We start from the raw sequence: 22,151 nt of genomic DNA on the forward strand, positions 1-22,151 counted from the left end.
ATCGCCGCCGTCAGCGACGTCTTGCCATGGTCAACGTGACCAATCGTGCCAATGTTCACATGAGGCTTAGTGCGCTCGAATTTACCTTTTGCCATGTGATGTCTCCATTCCTGCCAGCCCGTGCGGGCCTTGAATTAAGTTACTGGTGCAACTCGTTTCGAGTTACGCGTATTTCTTCTGGACTTCCTGGGCGACCGCGGTCGGGACCGGCTCGTAGTGGTCGAACTGCATCGTGTAGGCCGCGCGGCCCTGGCTCATCGACCGAAGGTTGTCCACGTATTTGAACATGTTGGCGAGCGGCACCATCGCGTTGATGACCACCGCGACGCCGCGGGCTTCCTGGCCCTGGATCTGGCCACGACGGCCGTTCAGATCGCCGATAACGCTGCCGACGTAATCTTCCGGCGTCACCACTTCGACCTTCATGATCGGCTCGAGCAACTGCACGCCAAGCTTGGGCGCTGCTTCACGGAAGCAGGCACGGCCGGCGATTTCGAAGGCCAGAACCGAAGAGTCCACGTCGTGGTAGGCGCCATCGATCAGCGTCGCCTTGACGCCGATCATCGGGAAGCCGGCGAACGGGCCCGACGTCATGACGCTGTTGATGCCCTTTTCGACACCGGGGATGTATTCCTTCGGCACAGCGCCGCCGACGATCTTGGTTTCGAACTGGAATTCGCTGCTTTCCGGATTCGGCTCGAACAGGATCTTGACGCGGGCGAACTGACCGGTACCGCCGGTCTGCTTCTTGTGCGTGTAGTCCTGCTCGTGCTTGCGGGTGATCGTCTCGCGATAGGCCACCTGCGGCGCGCCGACATTGGCCTCGACCTTGAACTCGCGGCGCATGCGGTCGACAATGATGTCGAGGTGAAGTTCGCCCATGCCGGAAATGATCGTCTGGCCGCTTTCCTCGTCGGTCTTGACGCGGAAGGACGGATCCTCGGCGGCCAGGCGGTGAAGGGCGAGGCCCATCTTTTCCTGGTCGTTCTTGGTCTTCGGCTCGATAGCGATCTGGATGACCGGATCGGGGAATTCCATGCGCTCGAGGATGACCGGATGCAGCGGATCGCTGAGCGTGTCGCCGGTGGTCGTGTCCTTGAGGCCGGCCAGGGCGACGATGTCGCCGGCAAAAGCCTCTTCGACGTCCGCGCGCGAATTCGCATGCATCTGCAGCATGCGGCCGATGCGCTCTTTCTTGCCCTTCACGGTGTTGTCGACCGAGATGCCCTTGGTGAGCTTGCCCGAATAGATGCGGGCAAAGGTGAGCGAACCGACGAACGGGTCGTTCATGATCTTGAAGGCGAGCATCGACAGCGGCTCGTTGTCGTCGGCATGACGCTCGATCTCGGCGTCCGTCTTGGCGTCGACGCCCTTGATGGCCGGGACATCGGCCGGCGACGGCAGATATTCGACGACGGCGTCGAGCAGGGGCTGCACGCCCTTGTTTTTGAAGGCCGAGCCGCAGAACATCGGATAGAACTTCACCGCGATCGTGCCCTTGCGGATGAGCGCACGGATCTCCTCGTTGCTCGGCATCTTGCCTTCGAGGTAATTCTCAAGCGCCGTCTCGTCCATTTCGACGGCGGCCTCGATCATCTTCTCGCGGTATTCTTCGGCACGAGCCTTGAGGTCGGCAGGAATCTCAACGACATCCCAGGCGGCGCCCAGCGTCTCGTCGCGCCAGACCAGCGCATTCATCTCGACGAGGTCGACGACACCCTTGAATTCGGTCTCGGCGCCGATCGGCAGCTGCATGACAACGGCGTGCGCACCGAGGCGCGAACCGATCATCTCGACCGAGCGGTAAAAGTCGGCGCCGATCTTGTCCATCTTGTTGCAGAAGATCATGCGCGGGACGCGATACTTGTCAGCCTGACGCCAGACGGTCTCCGTCTGCGGCTCGACACCGGCATTGGCGTCGAGCAGCGCGATGGCGCCGTCAAGCACGCGCAGCGAACGCTCGACCTCGATGGTGAAGTCGACGTGGCCGGGGGTGTCGATGATGTTGAAGCGGTACATCTTGCCGCTGCGACCCTTCCAGAAGGTCGTGGTCGCAGCCGACGTGATGGTGATGCCGCGCTCCTGCTCCTGCTCCATCCAGTCCATGGTCGCAGCGCCGTCATGGACTTCGCCGATCTTGTGCGACTTGCCCGTGTAATAGAGGACGCGCTCGGTGGTCGTCGTCTTGCCGGCGTCGATATGCGCCATGATACCGAAATTGCGGTAGTCTTCGATTTTATATTCGCGGGCCATGGGAGGTGCCTCTTCAGTCTCGTTCGCGCTTTACCAGCGGTAATGCGCGAAAGCGCGGTTGGCTTCTGCCATCTTGTGGGTGTCTTCACGCTTCTTGACGGCGGTGCCGCGGTTGTTGGCCGCGTCCATCAGCTCGCCGGAGAGGCGGTCGACCATGGTGGTCTCGTTGCGGTTGCGGGCGGCGGCGATCAGCCAACGGATGGCCAATGCCTGACGACGCTCGGGGCGCACGTCGACCGGAACCTGGTAGGTGGCGCCGCCGACGCGCCGCGAACGCACTTCTACATGCGGCGCGACATTGTCGAGCGCCTGATGGAAGACGGTGACCGGCTCCTGCTTGGTCTTGGACTGGACCTGGTCGAGCGCGCCGTAGACGATGGTCTCGGCAACGGACTTCTTGCCGTCATACATGACGGCGTTCATGAACTTGGTGACGATCAGATCGCCGAACTTCGGGTCCGGATTGATCTCACGCTTTTCTGCACTGTGACGACGGGACATTTTTTCTCTGCCTCAATTCTGCGTGGTGGCCTGGATCGCCGCTTGGCGGATCCGGGTAGCTACGCTTCGGTCACTTCGGACGCTTGGCGCCGTATTTCGAACGGCGCTGCTTGCGGTTCTTCACGCCTTGCGTGTCGAGCACGCCGCGGATGATGTGGTAACGCACGCCCGGAAGATCCTTGACGCGGCCGCCGCGGATCATCACCACCGAGTGTTCCTGAAGGTTGTGGCCTTCGCCGGGGATGTAACCGATCACTTCAAAACCATTGGTCAGGCGGATCTTGGCCACCTTGCGCAGCGCCGAGTTCGGCTTCTTCGGCGTCGTGGTGTAGACGCGCGTGCAGACGCCCCGCTTCTGCGGGTTCTGCTGCATGGCCGGGACCTTGTTGCGCTTCACCGGCGCAATGCGCGGCTTGCGGATCAGCTGGTTGACGGTAGGCATTAAACCCTCTTGTCTCTCAATTCCGTGTCTGGCCCGGTCAGGGCCGCTCAAAGCGTCATTTCCATACGCAAATTCGGGCCACAAACCGCGCCTCGCGGTCTTGCCCGAACAAATGGCAGAGGAAGCGGAAGCCGCTTCATGCACGCCGGAAATGTCTTTTCGCTCGTAAAACGAACCCTGTTTGAGGCAAACTCCAAAGCGTGTCGCTTCGGAAGCAAGAGCCTCACATCGGTTCTGACTGGGCGGCTTCTACTCGTATGGCCACTGTCCGTCAACCCCGGAGGGTCAAATATTGCGCTAAAACCGAGGCTTGGCAGCCATGCGAAAAATGCATGTAATTTTCTTTCGCCGTTTTTCAAGAAAGAAGGCAGAAAGTGACCGGCTTCCGGCTGTTTCCGGGCCGTGCTTCGTGCGAAAAGGCCGCATGAACAGCCAAAACCCCCTCGCCCGGAGGTACGAACCCGTGAATGACAATGAGGAGCGCCCGGTCACCATTATCACTGGCCGGGTGTGGAAGCGCAAAGGCGGCAAGCCGGAAGGCGTGCATGTGATGCTGGTCGCGCCCGACGACGATTCGGCGGTACGCCGCGCTCTCGAATCGCTCGCCGCCGAAGGTTATGCCGAGGCCGAGCTCGACCAGATCGGCGACATGGACGGCGTGCCCGACGAGGAGCCGCATCTGTCCGCCTATCAGGGCGCGCTTGAAGGCGAAGTGTCGATCGTTACGTTTGATGTGCCGATTTGAAGGTGGGCCGATCTGACCGGCTCGAATGCTTGTCGCCTCGGATGCAAGGTCGGCCCCACGCAGCTTGCCCGGCACAAGTTCTCTGCTAATAAACGACCTCTGGCAAACCAAGCACACTCAACCTGCGGAGTCCCCATGTCCTCTAATCCCATCAAGCTCGGCATCGTCGGCGTGGGAAAGATCGTCCGCGACCAGCACCTGCCGGCCCTGGCGAAGGACCGTGATTATCGCCTGGTTGCTGCAGCCAGCCGGCATGGCAAAGTGGAAGACATCCCGAACTTCCCGACGATCGATGCGATGCTCGACGCGATGCCGCAACTCGAGGCGGTGTCGCTGTGCATGCCGCCGCAGTTTCGCTATGACGCCGCGCGCACGGCGCTGGTGGCGAAAAAGCATGTCTTCCTGGAAAAGCCGCCCGGCGCCACGGTCAGCGAGGTCGAAGACCTGAAGGCGCTGGCGGCAGCGAACGGCGTCTGCCTGTTCGCCAGCTGGCATTCACGCTATGCACCGGCTGTGGAGGCAGCCCGTGCATTCCTCGGTTCGACCCGGATCAGGTCGGCCGCCATCAACTGGAAGGAAGATGTGCGCCGCTGGCATCCGAACCAGGAATGGATTTGGGCTGCCGGCGGCTTTGGCGTCTTCGATCCCGGCATCAACGCGCTGTCGATCGCCACGCATATCCTGCCGCCAATGTTCATCAGCTCGGCAGAGCTCGATTTTCCCGAAAACCGCGCGGCCCCGATCGCCGCCCATATCGCCTTCCGCACTTCGAACGGTCTGCCGGTGACGATGGAACTCGACTGGCGCCAGACCGGCCCGCAAAGCTGGGACATCCTGGCCGATACCGAGGCAGGATCGATGGTGCTGTCCGGCGGAGGCTCAAAGCTCGCCATCGACGGTCGCATCGTTCACGAGGAGCCGGAAGCGGAATACCCGATGCTCTACAGGCGTTTCGCCGAAATCGTGCGCGCCGGGGTTTCCGATGTCGATCTGGCACCCCTCCAGCATGTCGCCGACGCCTTCATGCTCGGCAAGCGCAATGTGGTGGAAGCGTTTTTCGACTAACCTAAGTACGTGGCGAGGCTGTCCTTCACCAGATCACCTTGGAAGCGATGCGCCGCACCACGCCTGACGACGAGTCTTTCACGCAAAAACAAAAAAAGCCGCCGGGTTGCCCCGACGGCTTTGTTGCCTGAGATGTGTACCGTCGCGCTTACTGCGCGGCGTTAACCATGTCGGTCAGCATCGGCTCGGCGACCTCGACGCCCGACGCCTTGCGGCGCTCGTCGATGATCAGCTCGTCGCGCGAGGTGGCGATGCGCCGGATCGCGCTCATCGTGCCGCCGGTACCGGCCGGGATAAGCCGGCCGACTATGACGTTTTCCTTCAGCCCCTGCAGCATGTCAGTCTTGCCGGCAACCGCAGCTTCGGTCAGCACCCTCGTCGTCTCCTGGAAGGAGGCGGCCGAGATGAAGGACGGCGTCTGCAGCGAGGCCTTGGTGATGCCGAGCAGCACCGGCTGGCCTTCGGCCGGCTTCTTGCCCTCCTCGACCAGGCGCTCGTTGACCTCTTCCAGTTCGATCACGTCGACGTGGTCGCCCGGAATGTAGGTCGAATCGCCCTGCGTGGTGATCTCAACCTTCTGCAGCATCTGGCGAACGATCACCTCGATGTGCTTGTCGTTGATCGACACGCCCTGCAGTCGGTAGACCTCCTGGATTTCGTTGACGAGGTAGGAGGCAAGCGCCTCCACGCCCTTGATCGCCAGGATGTCGTGCGGCGCCGGATTGCCGTCGAGGATGTAGTCGCCCTTCTCGATGACGTCGCCGTCCTGGAGATGGAACGGCTTGCCCTTCGGGATCAGGTATTCGACCGGCTCAAGCGTCGAGTCATGCGGCTCGATGATTATACGGCGCTTGTTCTTGTAGTCGCGACCGAAGCGGATCGTGCCATCGATCTCGGCGATGATGGCGTGATCCTTCGGACGGCGTGCCTCGAACAGCTCGGCAACACGCGGCAGACCGCCGGTGATGTCCTTGGTCTTGGCGCTTTCCATCGGAATACGCGCCAGCACGTCGCCGGGGCGAACCTGCGCGCCCGGCTCGACCGAAAGAATGGCCTCGACCGAGAGCAGGAAGCGGGCGTCACCGCCCTTCGACAGCTTGCCGACCTTGCCCTTGGCATCCTGGACGACGATCGCCGGCTTGAGATCGTTGCCGCGTGGCGTCGAACGCCAATCGATGACCTCGCGCTTAGTGATGCCGGTCGATTCGTCGGCGGTTTCCTGAACGGAAATGCCATCGACCAGATCCTCGAACGCCACCCTGCCCTCGATTTCGGTGAGGATCGGGCGGGTATAAGGATCCCACTCGGCGATACGCTGGCCGCGCTTCACCTTGTCGCCATCGTCGACGAAGATGCGCGAACCGTAGGTGACGCGGTGCGTGGCGCGTTCCTTGCCGGCCTCGTCGAGGATCAGCACCGCCATGTTGCGGCCCATGACCATCTGCTGGCCGTCGGAGTTGCGCACCACGTTGCGGTTGCGGATCTCGACCTTGCCCTCATAGGAGGCTTCAAGGAACGAAGAGTCCACCACCTGCGCCGTGCCGCCCATGTGGAAGGTACGCATGGTGAGCTGGGTGCCCGGCTCGCCGATCGACTGCGCCGCGATGACGCCGACAGCCTCGCCCTGGTTGACGGGAGTGCCGCGGGCCAGATCGCGTCCGTAGCAGACCGCGCAGACACCGACCCTGACCTCGCAGGTCAGTGCCGAACGGATGCGGACCGACTGTACGCCGGCCTTTTCGATCTGTTCCACGTCACGCTCGTCCATCAGCGTTCCGGCCTTGACCAGAACCTCGCCGGTGACCGGGTGGGTGATGTCGTCGAGCGAGGTGCGGCCGAGAACGCGCTGGCCCACCGAGGCGACGACCTGACCGGCATCGACGATCGGCTGCATGGTGAGGCCCTTGTCGGTGCCGCAGTCGAGCGAGTTGACGATGCAGTCCTGCGCCACGTCGACAAGACGACGCGTCAGGTAACCCGAGTTCGCCGTCTTCAAGGCGGTGTCGGCCAGACCCTTGCGGGCGCCGTGAGTCGAGTTGAAGTACTCGAGCACGGTGAGGCCTTCCTTGAAGTTCGAGATGATCGGCGTCTCGATGATTTCACCACTAGGCTTGGCCATCAGGCCGCGCATGCCGGCGAGCTGGCGCATCTGGGTGGGCGAGCCGCGCGCACCGGAGTGCGACATCATGTAGATCGAGTTCATCGGCTTCTGACGGCCGTTGTCCTCGAACTCGACCGCCTTGATGCGGGCCATCATTTCGTCGGCGACCTTTTCCGAGCACTTGGCCCAGGCGTCGACGACCTTGTTGTACTTCTCGCCCTGCGTGATCAGGCCGTCATTGTACTGCTGCTCGTATTCCTTGGCCAAAGCCTCGGTGTCGGACACCAGCTTGATCTTGGCGTCCGGGATCAGCATGTCGTCCTTGCCGAACGAAATGCCGGCACGGCAGGCGTGGCTGAAGCCGAGAGCCATGATGCGATCGCAGAAAATGACCGTCTCCTTCTGACCGCAATGGCGGTAGACGGTGTCGATCATCTTGGAGATGTTCTTCTTGGTCATCTCCTGGTTGGCGGTCTCGTACGGCACGTTGACGTTCTTGGGCAGAAGCTCGCCGATGATCATGCGGCCAGGCGTGGTGTCGTGGATCTTCGATACGACCTTGCCGTCGGCGTCGACCGTGCGGAAGCGCCCCTTGATCTTGGAATGCAGCGTCACCGCCTTGGTCTCGAGCGCGTGCTGGAGCTCGCCCATATCGGCAAACACCATGCCCTCGCCCGGCTCGTTCTGGTTGACGATCGAGAGATAGTAGAGACCGAGAACCATGTCCTGCGACGGGACGATGATCGGCGCGCCGGAAGCCGGGTGCAGGATGTTGTTGGTCGACATCATCAGCACGCGAGCTTCAAGCTGCGCTTCCAGCGACAGCGGCACGTGGACCGCCATCTGGTCGCCGTCGAAGTCGGCGTTGAAGGCCGTGCAGACCAGCGGGTGAAGCTGGATCGCCTTGCCTTCGATCAGGATCGGCTCGAACGCCTGGATGCCGAGGCGGTGCAGCGTCGGCGCGCGGTTCAGCAGCACCGGATGCTCGCGGATGACCTCGTCGAGGATATCCCAGACCTCCGGACGCTCCTTCTCGACCAGCTTCTTCGCCTGCTTGACGGTCGAGGAGTAACCCTTGGCGTCGAGACGGGCGTAGATGAACGGCTTGAACAGCTCGAGCGCCATCTTCTTCGGCAGGCCGCACTGGTGCAGCTTGAGCTCCGGACCGGTGACGATGACCGAGCGGCCGGAATAGTCGACGCGCTTGCCGAGCAGGTTCTGGCGGAACCGGCCCTGCTTACCCTTCAGCATATCGGACAGCGACTTCAGCGGACGCTTGTTGGCGCCGGTTATGACGCGGCCGCGACGGCCGTTGTCGAACAGTGCATCGACGGCTTCCTGCAGCATGCGCTTTTCATTGCGCACGATGATGCCGGGCGCGCGCAACTCGATCAGCCGCTTCAGGCGGTTGTTGCGGTTGATGACGCGGCGATAGAGATCGTTCAGATCCGACGTGGCGAAACGGCCGCCGTCCAGCGGGACAAGCGGACGCAGGTCCGGCGGGATCACCGGAACCACTTTCATGATCATCCATTCCGGACGGTTGCCGGATTCCATGAAGTTCTCGACGACCTTGAGCCGCTTCAGATACTTCTTCTGCTTGACCTCGGAGGTGGTCGAAGCCAACTCCGAGCGCAAATCGCCGGCGATCTTCTCGAGGTCCATGCCGGCCAGAAGATCGTGGATCGCCTCGGCGCCGATCATGGCGGTGAAGCTATCCTCGCCATATTCGTCGACGGCCATCATGTACTCTTCCTCGCTGAGCAGCTGGTGCTCCTTTAGCGCGGTGAGGCCGGGTTCGGTGACGATGTAGTTCTCGAAGTAGAGGACGCGCTCGATGTCCTTCAGCGTCATGTCGAGCAACGTGCCTATGCGCGACGGCAGCGACTTCAGGAACCAGATGTGGGCGACCGGTGCCGCCAGCTCGATATGGCCCATGCGCTCGCGGCGGACGCGCGACAGTGTGACTTCGACGCCGCACTTCTCGCAGATGACGCCCTTGTACTTCATGCGCTTGTACTTGCCGCACAGGCACTCATAGTCCTTGATCGGACCAAAAATGCGCGCGCAGAACAGGCCGTCACGCTCCGGCTTGAAGGTGCGGTAGTTGATGGTCTCCGGCTTCTTGATCTCGCCGAACGACCAGGACAGAATCTTCTCAGGGCTGGCAAGCGAGATCCGGATGGAATCGAACACCTGCGCGGGCGCCTGGGGGTTGAAGAGATTCATGACCTCTTGGTTCATGCCGTTCTCCTTTTCGGGGTCCTCGAAAACCCCTTGCATCTAGCGCGGGCCAAACGCCCGCCGACTTGATCGGCCATCGGCCGAAGAAACTCTCTTGTTTGTGCATGATCTTGGCCGAAAACCGGTAACCACTTTTCGGGATCATGCTCGGCGTCCGGTCGCGAGAGCCCTCTCCCGCGACCGAGCGTCTTGCTTATTCGGCCGCGTCGGGCAGCCGGATCGGGTTGTCGTCGAGCTTGGTGTTCTCCAGCTCGACATTGAGGCCGAGAGACCGCATTTCCTTGACGAGAACGTTGAAGCTCTCGGGAATGCCGGCCTCAAAGGTGTCGTCGCCTCTGACGATCGCCTCGTAGACCTTGGTGCGTCCGGCGACGTCATCCGACTTCACCGTCAGCATCTCCTGCAGCGTGTAGGCGGCGCCGTACGCTTCGAGCGCCCAGACCTCCATCTCGCCGAAGCGCTGGCCACCGAACTGCGCCTTGCCGCCCAGCGGCTGCTGGGTAACAAGCGAGTACGGACCGATCGAACGCGCGTGGATCTTATCGTCCACAAGGTGGTGAAGCTTGAGCATATATATGAAGCCCATCGTCACTTTGCGATCGAACGGCTCGCCGGTGCGTCCGTCATAGAGCTGCGACTGACCACTGGTGTGCAGGCCCGCCTGCTCCAGCATGATGTTGATGTCGGCCTCGTGCGCGCCGTCGAACACCGGTGTCGCGATGGAGACGCCGCGGCGCATCTGCTCGCTGAGGCGAACGATGCTCTCGTCGTCATATTCGCGGATCGGCTCGTTGCGGTCGTTGGCCGGCATGAAGCTCTCGAGCGTCTTGCGCAGCGGCTTGATGTCGCCCGCCGTCTTGTACGCATCGATCAGATCGCCGATCTTCTTGCCCATTCCGGCGCAAGCCCAGCCCAGATGCGTTTCCAGAATCTGGCCGACATTCATGCGGCTCGGCACACCCAGCGGGTTGAGCACGATATCGGCATGCGTGCCGTCCTCGAGGAAAGGCATGTCCTCGACCGGAACGATCCGCGACACGACACCCTTGTTGCCGTGCCGGCCGGCCATCTTGTCGCCGGGCTGCATCTTGCGCTTCACGGCCACGAAGACCTTGACCATCTTCATGACGCCCGGAGGCATCTCGTCGCCGCGCTGCACCTTCTCGACCTTGTCCATGAAGCGCTGCTCGAGCGCCTTCTTGGAATCGTCGTACTGGCCACGCAAGGCTTCCAGTTCGCTCTGGAGCTTTTCGTTCTCCACAGCAAACTGCCACCACTGCGAACGCGGATACTCGTCGAGCATGTCCTTCGACAGCTTCGAGCCCTTCTTGAAACCCTTCGGCCCGGCAATCGCTTCCTTGCCGACGAGAACGTCGGACAGGCGCGAATAGACGTTGCGGTCGAGAATCGCCTGCTCGTCGTCGCGGTCCTTGGCGAGGCGTTCGATCTCCTCGCGCTCGATCGCCATGGCGCGCTCGTCCTTCTCGACGCCGTGGCGGTTGAAGACACGCACTTCGACGACGGTGCCGAAGGTTCCCGGAGGCATGCGCATAGAGGTGTCGCGCACGTCCGAGGCTTTTTCACCGAAGATGGCGCGCAGCAGCTTTTCTTCCGGCGTCATCGGGCTTTCGCCCTTAGGCGTGATCTTGCCGACCAGGATGTCGCCCGGCTGCACTTCCGCACCGATATAGACGATGCCAGCTTCGTCGAGGTTCTTCAGCGCTTCTTCCGAGACGTTCGGGATGTCGCGCGTGATCTCCTCCGGCCCGAGCTTGGTATCGCGGGCCATGACTTCGAACTCCTCGATGTGGATCGAGGTGAAGACGTCATCGGCGACGATGCGCTCGGACAAGAGGATGGAGTCCTCGTAGTTGTAGCCGTTCCACGGCATGAACGCGACCAGCACGTTGCGGCCGAGCGCCAGATCGCCGAGCTCCGTCGACGGACCGTCGGCGATGATGTCGCCCTTGTTGACCAGGTCGCCCATGCGCACCAGCGGACGCTGGTTGATGCAGGTGTTCTGGTTCGAACGCTGGAACTTCATCAGCCGGTAGATGTCGACGCCGGACTTGCCGGGATCGAGATCTTCCGTGGCGCGGATGACGATACGCGTCGCGTCCACCTGGTCGACGATGCCGCCGCGGCGGGCGCCGATGGCGGCGCCCGAGTCACGGGCGACGATCGGCTCCATGCCGGTGCCGACGAACGGCGCTTCGGCGCGCACCAGCGGCACGGCCTGACGCTGCATGTTCGAGCCCATCAGCGCGCGGTTGGCGTCGTCGTTCTCGAGGAACGGGATCAGGGCCGCGGCCACCGACACCATCTGCTTCGGCGACACGTCCATCAGATCGACGTTTTCGCGCGGCGCCATCATCACTTCGCCGGCGTTGCGGCAAATGACGAATTCGTCGACGAAATGACCATCCTTGTCGAGCTCGGCATTGGCCTGCGCGACGTGGTGCTTGGCCTCTTCCATAGCCGACAGATAGACGACCTCATTGGTCAGCTTGCCGTTGACGATCTTGCGGTACGGGCTCTCGATGAAGCCGTATTTGTTGACGCGCGCGAAGGTCGCCAGCGAGTTGATCAGGCCGATATTCGGGCCTTCCGGCGTCTCGATCGGGCAGATGCGGCCGTAATGTGTCGGGTGCACGTCGCGCACCTCGAAACCGGCACGCTCGCGGGTCAGACCGCCCGGTCCAAGCGCCGAAAGACGGCGCTTGTGGGTGATCTCCGACAGCGGATTGGTCTGATCCATGAACTGCGACAGCTGCGAGGAACCGAAGAACTCGCGCACGGCGGCAGCCGCCGGCTTGGCGTTGATCAGGTCCTGCGGCATCACCGTGTCGATCTCGATCGAGGACATGCGTTCCTTGATCGCGCGCTCCATGCGCAGCAGCCCGACGCGGTACTGGTTCTCCATCAGCTCGCCGACCGAGCGCACGCGGCGATTGCCGAGATTGTCGATGTCGTCGATCTCGCCCTTGCCGTCGCGCAGTTCGACCAGCGTTCTGACCACGGCCAGGATGTCGTCCTTGCGCAGCACGCGCACGGTGTCCTCGGCCTTGAGCTCCAGGCGCATGTTCATCTTGACGCGGCCGACGGCCGACAGATCGTAGCGCTCGCTGTCGAAGAACAGCGAGTTGAACATGGCTTCGGCGGTCTCGAGCGTCGGCGGCTCACCCGGGCGCATGACGCGGTAGATATCGAACAGTGCGTCCTGGCGGCTCTCGTTCTTGTCGACGTTGAGCGTGTTGCGGATATAAGCGCCGACATTGACGTGGTCGATGTCGAGAACTTTGATCTCGTCATCGCCAGTGCCGAGAAGCACTTTCAGCGTCTTTTCGTCGATCTCGTCGCCGGCTTCGAGGAAAATCTCGCCGGTGCCATAGTTGACGATGTCCTCGGCAAGATAGTTGCCGAGCAGATCCTCGTCGGTCGCCTTGATCGCCTTGAGACCCTTTTCGCCAAGCGCCCTGGCCTGGCGGGCAGTGATCTTCTTGCCGGCCTCGACGACGACCTCGCCGGTGTCGGCGTCAACCAGGTCACCAACGGCCTTGAGGCCGCGGAAACGCTCGACGTTGAACGGGATGCGCCAATGGTCGCCGGCGCGCTTGTAGGTGATCTTGTTGTAGAAGGTCGACAGGATCTCTTCGCCGTCCATGCCAAGCGCCATCAGCAGCGACGTCACCGGAATCTTGCGGCGACGGTCGATGCGGGCGTGCACGACGTCCTTGCTATCGAATTCGATGTCGAGCCACGAGCCGCGATAGGGAATGACGCGCGCGGCAAACAGAAGCTTGCCGGACGAGTGCGACTTGCCCTTGTCATGGTCGAAGAAGACGCCCGGTGAACGGTGCATCTGCGAGACGATGACGCGCTCGGTACCATTGACGATGAAGGTGCCGTTCAAGGTCATGAGCGGCATGTCGCCCATGTAGACGTCCTGCTCCTTGATGTCCTTGATGGACTTCGCGCCGGTATCCTCGTCGATATCGAACACGATGAGGCGCAGCGTCACCTTGAGCGGCGCTGCATAGGTCAGGTCGCGCTGACGGCATTCGTCGACGTCGAATTTCGGTCCTTCGAACTCGTATTTCACAAACTCCAGCATCGAGGAGCCGGAAAAATCCTGAATCGGGAAAACCGACTTGAAAACTGCCTGCAGTCCCTCGTCAGGACGCCCACCCTTGGGCTCCTCCACCATCAGGAACTGGTCATAGGATGCCTTCTGAACCTCGATCAGGTTCGGCATCTCCGCAACTTCCGGGATCTTTCCGAAAAACTTGCGTACGCGTCTGCGGCCATTGAAAGTCTGGGTCTGGGCCATCGTCGCTCCTTAGCTCAATTCTCGGGACGAGCCTCGCCGCGGCTCGCCTTGCATCTCGAGCCACCTCGGCGGCCCTGTCTTGTTGCCCGCCGCCTGTCGGCGGCTTCTTGTCTTTTCACCCGCCGCCAATTGGCGGTGGGCCAGAAACGGGAGAAAACCCGTTTCCTGAAGGCCGGTTTGCGGCCCTCAGGAAAGAGGTTTTCGCACTCTTCGCGCTACGCAACCTCCCTTCGCGCGAAGGGAGTGGCGGACGGCGCGACGCCGCCCGCCGGTACTCAACGCTTACTTCAGTTCGACCTTGGCGCCGGCTGCTTCCAGCTGGGCCTTGAACTTGTCCGCGTCGGCCTTGGAAACGGCTTCCTTGACCGGCTTCGGAGCCGCCTCGACCAGGTCCTTGGCTTCCTTGAGGCCAAGACCGGTGATGGCGCGAACTTCCTTGATGACGTTGATCTTCTGAGCGCCTGCCTCGGTGAGAACGACGTCGAATTCCGTCTTTTCCTCGACCGGAGCAGCAGCGGCCGCAGCGCCGCCGGCAGCGGCTACCGCCACCGGAGCAGCGGCGGAAACGCCCCACTTTTCTTCAAGAAGCTTCGACAGCTCGGCCGCCTCGAGGACGGTCAGCTTCGAAAGGTCGTCTACGATCTTTGCCAGATCAGCCATTGCAATGTTCCTTCATAAGGTTCGAACGTGTGTTTGTGATAGCGAGGAACGGCCTCATGCCGCCTCGTCCTTCCGGGCGTAAGCGCCGATGACGCGCGCGACCGAAGCCGCAGGCGCATTGACGATCTGGGCGATCCGGGTTGCCGGCGTGGCGATCATGCCAACCAGCCTGGCGCGCAGCTCATCGAGCGACGGGAGTGTGGCGAGTGCCTTCACACCGTCGGCGTTGAGCGAGGTGGTGCCCATTGCGCCGCCGAGAATGACGAGCTTGTCATTTCCCTTGGCGAAATCGGACGCGACCTTCGGCGCCGCAATCGGATCCTCCGAATAGGCGATCAGCGTCTGTCCCTTGAACAGATCGATGATCGATGCGGAGTCCGTGCCCTGAAGAGCGATTTTGGCGAGACGGTTCTTCGCGACTTTGACGGTGCCACCGGCGGCGCGCATTTTCGACCGAAGGTCGTTCATTTGCGCGACGGTGATACCGGCGTAGTGGGCCACGACGACTGAACCAGCGCTTGAAAACGCATCATTCAGGCCCGTGACGAGTTCGCGTTTTTCCGCTCTGTCCACTGCCTATCTCCAGTTGACCCCTGCCCTCTACGAAGGACAGGCGTCGGGTTGCCTTTTGCCGGCCGGGCCATCCAGTAACGGATCTCCCGAACGGCGCTCGAGGATCCTGCCCCCTTTCGCCACACCTGCCGGCAAGCCGGACGGTGCGCAGACAAAAGGCAAACACGGTTCGAACCTTTCATTGGAGCTGACGCTCCTTTGTCCGGTCTTCACCCGTCTCATGCAGGCCCACATGAATTAAGGCCCACATCACCTAAGGCTGGGGGGCCGCCTGCAATCTCGGACAGGATGTCCGGAAGCCTTTCGACTTCCGGCACCGGGCCGCCGACAGGTCGGAGGCCCGGAATTCTTTCACGGATCAGCGTTTTAGCGGCCGATCCAATTGTTCGTATCAGGACGCTGCCAGCGTCGAGACATCGAGCTTGAGGCCCGGGCCCATTGTCGAGGTGACCGACACCTTCTTGACGTAGTTGCCCTTGGCGCCAGCCGGCTTTGCCCTGTTCACCGCGTCAGTGAAGGCGCGGACGTTCTCTTCCAGCGCCTTGACGTCGAACGAGACCTTGCCGACGCCGGCATGAACGATGCCGGCCTTCTCGACGCGGAATTCGACCGCGCCGCCCTTCGATGCCTTGACGGCGGCGGCAACGTCGGTGGTGACGGTGCCGACCTTCGGGTTCGGCATCATGCCGCGCGGACCGAGCACCTTGCCGAGACGGCCGACCAGCGGCATCATGTCCGGCGTGGCGATGCAGCGGTCGAAGTCGATCGTGCCCTTCTGGACGATGTCGACCAGATCCTCGGCTCCGACGATGTCGGCGCCGGCGGCCTTGGCCTCCTCGGCCTTGTCACCACGCGCGAACACGGCGACGCGAACGCTGCGGCCTGTGCCGTTCGGCAGGTTGACCACGCCGCGGACCATCTGGTCGGCATGGCGGGGGTCGACGCCGAGGTTCATCGCGACTTCGATGGTCTCATCGAACTTCACCGAGGAGCGATCCTTGAGCAGCTTCAGCGCCTCACCCAAAGCGTAAGCCTTGTTGGGATCGATGCCTTCGCGGGTCTGCGATACACGCTTTGCAATCTTTGCCATGATCTCAGCCCACCACTTCCAGACCCATCGAGCGGGCGGAGCCCTCGACCATACGCATGGCCGCCTCGACGTCGTTTGCGTTCAGATCCTTCATCTTCTGCTCGGCGATGGCGCGCACCTTGTCGCGGCCGATCGTGCCGGCCTTGACCTTGCCCGGCTCCTTGGAGCCCGACTTCAGGTTCGCGGCCTTCTTCAGGAAATAGCTCACCGGCGGCGTCTTCATGACGAAGGTGAACGACTTGTCCTGGTAGTAGGTGATGACGACGGGAACCGGCGAGCCCTTTTCCATTTCCTGGGTCTGCGCGTTGAACGCCTTGCAGAACTCCATGATGTTGATGCCACGCTGACCAAGCGCCGGGCCGATCGGGGGCGACGGCGTAGCCGATCCCGCGGAAACCTGGAGCTTGAGCTGGCCTGCAATTTTCTTAGCCATCTCTCTTCCTGCCTTTTCTCATGCCGGTCTTGCCGGCGGTTGCAGTCTGGTGGTGCGGTCCGCGCGGCCGGCTAAAGCCGCATTCGCCTCCCACCCGTTTTTGGCCGCGCGATCTCCGCGCCGCCTTCCCTGCCGCCGAACTGGTGCAGGGATTTCGGATCAGCCCTTCTCGACCTGTCCGAATTCCAGATCGACCGGCACGGCGCGCCCGAAGATCGAAACTTCCACCTTGAGCCGCGCCCGCTCCTCGTCCACTTCCTGGACGAAACCGTTGAAGGACGCGAATGGTCCATCCGAAACGCGGATCGCTTCGCCGATCTCGAACGTCACCGACGGCTTCGGCCGCTCGACGCCTTCCTGAACCTGGTTCAGGATACGCTGGGCCTCGGCTTCGGTGATCGGCACCGGCTTGGAGTCGCCCAGGAAACCGGTGACCTTCGGCGTGTTCTTGACGAGCGAGAACACGGCGTCGGTCAGATTGGCTTTCAACAGCACATAGCCCGGAAAGAACTTGCGCTCGGCGTCGACCTTGCGGCCGCGGCGGATCTCGACGACCTTCTCGGTCGGCACCACGATCTGCTCGATGTCGGCGGACAGGCCTTTCTGCTTGGCCTTGTTCTCGATGTCCTCGGCGACCTTCTTTTCAAAGTTCGAGTAGGCGTGGACGATGTACCACCGCGCGGTCATTTCAAGACTTCTCCGTAATCGCCAGACTTATTGTCCGAGGCCGAGGATTTTTTCGACCGCAAAGCCCATGGCCACGTCTGCGGTAAAGAAAAAGATCATCGCGATGACCGCGAACACAAGGACCATCACCGTCGAGATCATCGTTTCGCGCCGCGACGGCCAAGTGACCTTGGCGGTCTCCGCGCGAACCTGCTGGAGAAAGGTGAAAGGATTTGTGGTTTTCGAAGCCATATGCCGCTCTGTCTTCAAGACCCGTTGGCCGGATCTCCTGGATGATCCCGCTGGCCGGGACGTGCCGCTTGAGCGTGCGTTCGCGCCGAATCAGCGCAATCATTTCGCCCATGCAAATCAGACGCGTAAAGCCGGCTTCCCAGCTCCACGCGTCGCGTGTCTGTTTCGTCTACATAAAACCGATTCTTGATCCACGCAAGTGGCAAGTGTCGGCTTTATGACCAAACGCCGCCTCGGAACCATCCAGTCGTCCCGTCCCGGCTATGCGGCCCTTATGCCGCAACTTATGCCATATGGCAAGTCACAAGCCGGTTTTCAAAGGCCGCGCTGCAAAAGAATCGTTTTTAGTTGTCCATTCGAAGAATGGCACGGGCAGCAGGGCTCGAACCTACGACCTGCGGTTTTGGAGACCGCCGCTCTACCAACTGAGCTATGCCCGTATGCGCATGTCGGCGCAGCAGGCGCTTCCTAAAAGCTTCCGTGCGCTCTGTAAAGAGCGGTGTGTGCTGCCCTGCCTTCATCTGCGGAAATCCAGACGTCCTCCCGGCCATTTCCCGTCGATTCTCTGGTTGCTGACAATCAAGCCGACCCAGGGACGCACGATTTTCGGGTCGGTCAGATTGATGTATTTTCCAACCCACCCTTTCGCACCCTCGCGCCGCGCATCGATCAGTCCTTTGCGCACGCCATGATGCCAATCGAACAGGAGGAAGACCCTCTCTCCCGCTACCTTCACCACGCCCCGGCCAGACCGCCATTTATCCCTGCTATCGCCCGGAATCGTGGGATCGGCGCCGCCGTTCCATCGGCTGGACCAGCTTCCTTCGATCGCGTCGTCGTGATCGCGGATCCTTTCGGTGCCCCAGGCTTCGGCATTCTCATCGCTCGAAAGTCCCTCCAGTTTTGCACCTGCGGCGAACGCCGACACCTCCTCGTCGTCGGGACTGGGGACATCCATCACACCGAACGGGTTTCGAGTTCCGCGGCCGCTGTCAAAGGCGCTGTCTGAATTTTTCTTGCCTTCCGATCCCATCGCAAGCCTCCGGTTTTCAGTGTGGCCCCGCCAGTCGACGGCGACTTTAAACCGTTAGCCTGGAGGACCGAAACCTCCATGGCCACCCGTTTTCCTGGCCGGCAGGGTTTTCGACCGATTCGTGCCCAGTCAGTTCCCCGAAGGCGGCTTGTAGGGGCCGCCGGGCACGCCCCAACCCCAGGCCGGCATTGGTTCCGTCTCGGGGTCGCAGGTCGGGCCCTTGTTGGAATTCATCCTGGCCAGCCGCGATCCCCATTCGATATAGGCCATGAAGGCGGAGCGGAATTCGGGATCGTCAGGCAGGCCGACCTCGTCGGCGGCGTCGGCGAGAAGACTGATCCAGCGCCGGCGCTGCTCCTCCGTCAGATGCTTGCCGAGATGATGCATCACCATCTCGCGATGGCCGCCATGCTTTTCGCTGTAGATTTTGGGTCCACCAAAGACCTCGCCGATGAAGGCCGCGACGTGAGCCGGATGGTCCGGCGACATGTGCTTGAACACCGGCCCGACGATCGGATCCCGAAACACCTTGTCGTAGAAGGTCTGGGTCAGCCGGTTCAGCGCTTCGGTGCCACCGGCCCATTCGAACAATGTCGGGACATCCTGGCTCATTCGCGATCCCTCTACCGGCAAGCCCACGGCGCCGGGCAATAGCGGAAATATCGCGCGTCGCTCAACCTGCCTCGATGGCCAGTCGGCTGCAGCTATGATGCCTGAATTACGATTTAGCCGCCCTATGATTTCACGGGCATGCTGGCCTGAGCCTTGGCGCCGGAGAGCTCGCGGCAATTCTCCGGCCTTGGCTCCGATCTGCAGATGCCGGGACCTGTTAATTCGTCCGCCGACCCAGGCCCCGTCGTCAGCCCGAACTTCAGCATCATGTCGGGTTCAAGCTGGCGGTGGCGCGAGGATTGCACCGATTTCATCGCAGCAAACAATCCCGGACCGACCGCCATGTCCTTGAGATAGGTCTTGACCCCCTGCTCCAAGCCAATCGAATGCACGCTCAACTTTGCACGCGGGCCGACGAGGCGTTTGGCACCGCCGGCGAGCATGATCGGCAGGCCGAGCCGCACTCGCCGCCGGCATCGACCGTCAGGCCGTTGTAGACTCCGTCTTCTGCCGTGCAGTCGGCCTGCCGCGGCTCGCAGCCAATGAAATCCGTCCGTGCCACTGCGACGTCGAGCTTGCGTTCGCGGATCAGCCTTCCGGCCGCCAAGGCACCGAGCACATCACCTCCCGGCGAGTTGATGACGATGGGCAGGCGCCGGTCACCGATGTCGTCAAGCAGTTGCCGCAATTTTTCGGGCGTTTGAGCGGTAATTGTGCCTTCGGCCGAGATCCATTCGGGGCAGTTGGGGTTGCAGAGCGGATTGCTGCCGCGGACCAGGACGAAGCGCATGTCCGCGACATCTTTCACCTGCGGGCTTTCGAGCCCTGCAAGTGCAGGCGCGGCGTTCGCCACCACTTCGCCGGTCGGCTTTGCGGCATTTTCCGGCGCCGGCACCTCTCTGCAGCTCGCGGGCAACGGATCGGCTTTGCATAGGGTAGGCGCGGTCAGCAGGTCGACGGCATCCAGGCTGGTGACGAGATTCGTCTGCAGCATGTCGTCGAGGGCGATCTGCTGGATACCGCTGGCCGGCGTGCTTTTCATGGTCTCGAGTACACCCAGGCCGACGCCCATTTCCTTCAAATAGGCCGCCAGCCGTCTCTCCAGCGGCTTGTTCATCTCGTAGGTCTTGTAGCTACCGGCGTTCTTCCGGCTGACGACCCTGGTGCTGAGGATCTTCTTCTTGCCCTTCACCATGCGGTAGGTGGTGCGGTACAGCAATTTCGTCCGGATATAGGTCGTTGTGATCTGATGGGCGCCGAGAAAGGCCCATTCCCCGACCACGCGCCGGATGCCACCGGAAAACATTAAGGGACAGGCGGAATTGCAGATGGCGCTGCTGGCATAGGCATTGCCGAAATAGGGGGCGGCCTTGCCGTCCTTGTCCTTGCAGTTCTTCACACCTGGCTGACAGCCGATGAACCGGGTTTTGCCGACCGCGATATCGAGCTTGTTCTTGCGGACCAGGCGACCGAGCGTCAGCGCCGCTTCGACATTGCCGCCGGGGGAATCGACGACGATCGGCAATTTTCGGCCACCCAGCGCTTTCAGCGTGCGTTTGAACAGGGCCGGCGTGCCGGCCTCTATCGAGCCTTCCGCCGATATCCATTCCGGACAGGTCGGCTCGCAGCCCGGCGCGCTGCTGCGGACGACGACGAACCGCATCGTCGGGCCGAGATCCGGCGTGGATTTTTCCTGCGTAGATTTCTTTGCATCCGCTGCGAAGGCAGCGTGTCCCATGACAAGGAACGACACCAGGCAGATCAGCCCTAACAGCCACCATGCCTGACTATGCAAACGGCGCCATGGAACCATTCGGGCAAGCCCCCTCGATGCAACTTATACTAGTTAAGGCAGAGGCGCTTGCAACAGGATTTGAAGCAAGGCGGTTAATCTATTACGAGAAACTCAGAATCAAAAAGGCGGCCCGAAGACCGCCCTTTCGCATCCGATCTCGACCGGCAACGCCGGCGACGATTACTCTTTGATGGTGACGACGATGCCGGCACCGACGGTGCGGCCGCCTTCACGGATGGCGAAGCGCAGCTTCTCTTCCATGGCGATCGGCACGATCAGCTCGACATCGACCGTGATGTTGTCGCCCGGCATCACCATCTCGGTGCCTTCCGGCAGCGACACGATGCCGGTCACGTCCGTCGTGCGGAAATAGAACTGCGGACGATAGTTGGTGAAGAACGGCGTGTGACGGCCGCCCTCGTCCTTGGTCAGGATGTAGGCTTCGGCGACGAACTTCTTGTGCGGCTTGACGGTGCCCGGCTTGGCCAGAACCTGGCCGCGCTCGACGCCTTCACGGTCGACACCGCGCAGCAGCGCGCCGATGTTGTCGCCGGCCTGGCCCTGGTCGAGCAGCTTGCGGAACATCTCGACGCCCGTGCAGGTCGTCTTGGTGGTCGGACGGATGCCGATGATCTCCAGTTCCTCGCCGACCTTGACGACGCCGCGCTCGACGCGGCCGGTCACAACCGTGCCGCGACCCGAGATCGAGAACACGTCCTCGATCGGCATCAGGAACGGCTTGTCGAGCGGACGAACCGGCGTCGGGATGTAAGCGTCGACCGCCGCCATCAATTCGCGGATGGCGTCCTCGCCGATCTTCTTGTCGCTGTCTTCAAGCGCCGCAAGTGCGGAACCCTTGACGATCGGAATGTCGTCGCCGGGGAACTCGTTCTTGGTCAGAAGCTCGCGCACCTCAAGCTCGACCAGCTCGAGCAGCTCGGCGTCGTCGACCTGGTCGACCTTGTTCAGGAACACCACGATCGAGGGCACGCCGACCTGGCGGGCAAGCAGGATGTGCTCGCGGGTCTGCGGCATCGGGCCGTCGGCGGCCGACACGACCAGGATCGCGCCATCCATCTGCGCAGCACCGGTGATCATGTTCTTGACGTAGTCGGCGTGGCCGGGGCAGTCGACATGGGCATAGTGGCGGGCAGCCGTCTCATACTCGACATGCGCCGTCGAAATGGTGATGCCGCGCGCCTTCTCTTCCGGCGCCGCATCGATCTGGTCGTAGCGCTTGTACTCGCCAAAATACTTGGTGATCGCCGCCGTCAGCGACGTCTTGCCATGGTCAACGTGACCAATCGTGCCAATGTTCACATGAGGCTTAGTGCGCTCGAATTTACCTTTTGCCAT

The 22,151-nt window shown here is 61.9% G+C and carries 19 protein-coding genes and 1 tRNA gene; 2 read left to right on the forward strand and 18 right to left on the reverse strand.

Annotation, left to right across the window (positions count from 1 at the left end):
• The 4 genes from NKJ08_RS33320 to rpsL form a co-directional block, all read right to left on the reverse strand.
• The coding region (locus NKJ08_RS33320; RefSeq protein ID WP_032936484.1) for a GTP-binding protein at positions 1–95 on the reverse strand (95 nt) is incomplete at its 3' end.
• Between the two features lie 67 nt (positions 96–162).
• A complete protein-coding gene (gene fusA / locus NKJ08_RS33325; protein WP_352531879.1) occupies positions 163–2,253 on the reverse strand; it encodes an elongation factor G in 2,091 nt (696 codons plus the stop codon).
• Positions 2,254–2,283: 30 nt separating this feature from the next.
• Positions 2,284–2,754 (reverse strand): 30S ribosomal protein S7, encoded by a 471-nt coding sequence (gene rpsG, locus NKJ08_RS33330; protein ID WP_008875664.1) that lies wholly within the window; start codon positions 2,752–2,754, stop codon positions 2,284–2,286.
• A 70-nt stretch (positions 2,755–2,824) separates the two neighbouring features.
• Positions 2,825–3,196, reverse strand: a complete 372-nt coding sequence (gene rpsL / locus NKJ08_RS33335; protein ID WP_006333356.1) for a 30S ribosomal protein S12 — start codon at positions 3,194–3,196, stop codon at positions 2,825–2,827.
• 463 nt (positions 3,197–3,659) lie between these two features.
• Between rpsL and NKJ08_RS33340 the strand changes: the two genes are divergently transcribed.
• Entirely contained in the window at positions 3,660–3,941 is a 282-nt protein-coding gene (locus tag NKJ08_RS33340) for a transcriptional regulator (protein ID WP_023680447.1), read from the forward strand.
• 135 nt (positions 3,942–4,076) lie between these two features.
• Positions 4,077–5,006, forward strand: a complete 930-nt coding sequence (locus NKJ08_RS33345; RefSeq protein ID WP_352780340.1) for a Gfo/Idh/MocA family protein — start codon at positions 4,077–4,079, stop codon at positions 5,004–5,006.
• Between the two features lie 148 nt (positions 5,007–5,154).
• On the opposite strand, the gene rpoC is transcribed toward NKJ08_RS33345, so the two are convergent.
• The 14 genes from rpoC to tuf form a co-directional block, all read right to left on the reverse strand.
• Positions 5,155–9,351, reverse strand: coding sequence for a DNA-directed RNA polymerase subunit beta' (gene rpoC / locus NKJ08_RS33350; protein ID WP_352785354.1), 4,197 nt, complete (start codon positions 9,349–9,351; stop codon positions 5,155–5,157).
• Positions 9,352–9,544: 193 nt separating this feature from the next.
• Positions 9,545–13,681 (reverse strand): DNA-directed RNA polymerase subunit beta, encoded by a 4,137-nt coding sequence (rpoB, locus tag NKJ08_RS33355; protein ID WP_352785356.1) that lies wholly within the window; start codon positions 13,679–13,681, stop codon positions 9,545–9,547.
• A 282-nt stretch (positions 13,682–13,963) separates the two neighbouring features.
• Positions 13,964–14,341 (reverse strand): 50S ribosomal protein L7/L12, encoded by a 378-nt coding sequence (gene rplL, locus NKJ08_RS33360; RefSeq protein WP_023680442.1) that lies wholly within the window; start codon positions 14,339–14,341, stop codon positions 13,964–13,966.
• A gap of 54 nt (positions 14,342–14,395) precedes the next feature.
• Positions 14,396–14,914 (reverse strand): 50S ribosomal protein L10, encoded by a 519-nt coding sequence (gene rplJ / locus NKJ08_RS33365; protein WP_263784050.1) that lies wholly within the window; start codon positions 14,912–14,914, stop codon positions 14,396–14,398.
• A gap of 391 nt (positions 14,915–15,305) precedes the next feature.
• Positions 15,306–16,004, reverse strand: a complete 699-nt coding sequence (rplA, locus tag NKJ08_RS33370) for a 50S ribosomal protein L1 (protein WP_352531888.1) — start codon at positions 16,002–16,004, stop codon at positions 15,306–15,308.
• Between the two features lie 4 nt (positions 16,005–16,008).
• The gene (gene rplK, locus NKJ08_RS33375; protein WP_023680440.1) at positions 16,009–16,437 is read right to left on the reverse strand and encodes a 50S ribosomal protein L11; all 429 of its coding nucleotides are present in this window, start codon (positions 16,435–16,437) and stop codon (positions 16,009–16,011) included.
• 159 nt (positions 16,438–16,596) lie between these two features.
• Entirely contained in the window at positions 16,597–17,124 is a 528-nt protein-coding gene (gene nusG, locus NKJ08_RS33380) for a transcription termination/antitermination protein NusG (RefSeq protein ID WP_006333333.1), read from the reverse strand.
• 27 nt (positions 17,125–17,151) lie between these two features.
• On the reverse strand, positions 17,152–17,355 hold the full coding sequence (gene secE, locus NKJ08_RS33385) for a preprotein translocase subunit SecE (RefSeq protein WP_023680439.1): 204 nt from the start codon (positions 17,353–17,355) through the stop codon (positions 17,152–17,154).
• A gap of 364 nt (positions 17,356–17,719) precedes the next feature.
• A tRNA-Trp gene (locus NKJ08_RS33390) sits at positions 17,720–17,795 on the reverse strand.
• A 77-nt stretch (positions 17,796–17,872) separates the two neighbouring features.
• The gene (locus NKJ08_RS33395) at positions 17,873–18,388 is read right to left on the reverse strand and encodes a hypothetical protein (RefSeq protein WP_352531890.1); all 516 of its coding nucleotides are present in this window, start codon (positions 18,386–18,388) and stop codon (positions 17,873–17,875) included.
• Positions 18,389–18,517: 129 nt separating this feature from the next.
• Positions 18,518–19,000, reverse strand: coding sequence for a group II truncated hemoglobin (locus tag NKJ08_RS33400; protein WP_352531892.1), 483 nt, complete (start codon positions 18,998–19,000; stop codon positions 18,518–18,520).
• Positions 19,001–19,122: 122 nt separating this feature from the next.
• Positions 19,123–19,464: a hypothetical protein gene (locus NKJ08_RS33405; protein WP_352785359.1), complete on the reverse strand. Its 342-nt coding sequence runs from the start codon at positions 19,462–19,464 to the stop codon at positions 19,123–19,125.
• A complete protein-coding gene (locus NKJ08_RS33410) occupies positions 19,395–20,753 on the reverse strand; it encodes a hypothetical protein (protein ID WP_352785361.1) in 1,359 nt (452 codons plus the stop codon). The genes NKJ08_RS33405 and NKJ08_RS33410 overlap by 70 nt, the downstream gene beginning before the upstream one ends.
• A 222-nt stretch (positions 20,754–20,975) precedes the next feature.
• Positions 20,976–22,151, reverse strand: coding sequence for an elongation factor Tu (gene tuf, locus NKJ08_RS33415; protein WP_127294065.1), 1,176 nt, complete (start codon positions 22,149–22,151; stop codon positions 20,976–20,978).

It is taken from the genome of Mesorhizobium sp. M0244 (assembly GCF_040321795.1).
Lineage (GTDB): Bacteria > Pseudomonadota > Alphaproteobacteria > Rhizobiales > Rhizobiaceae > Mesorhizobium.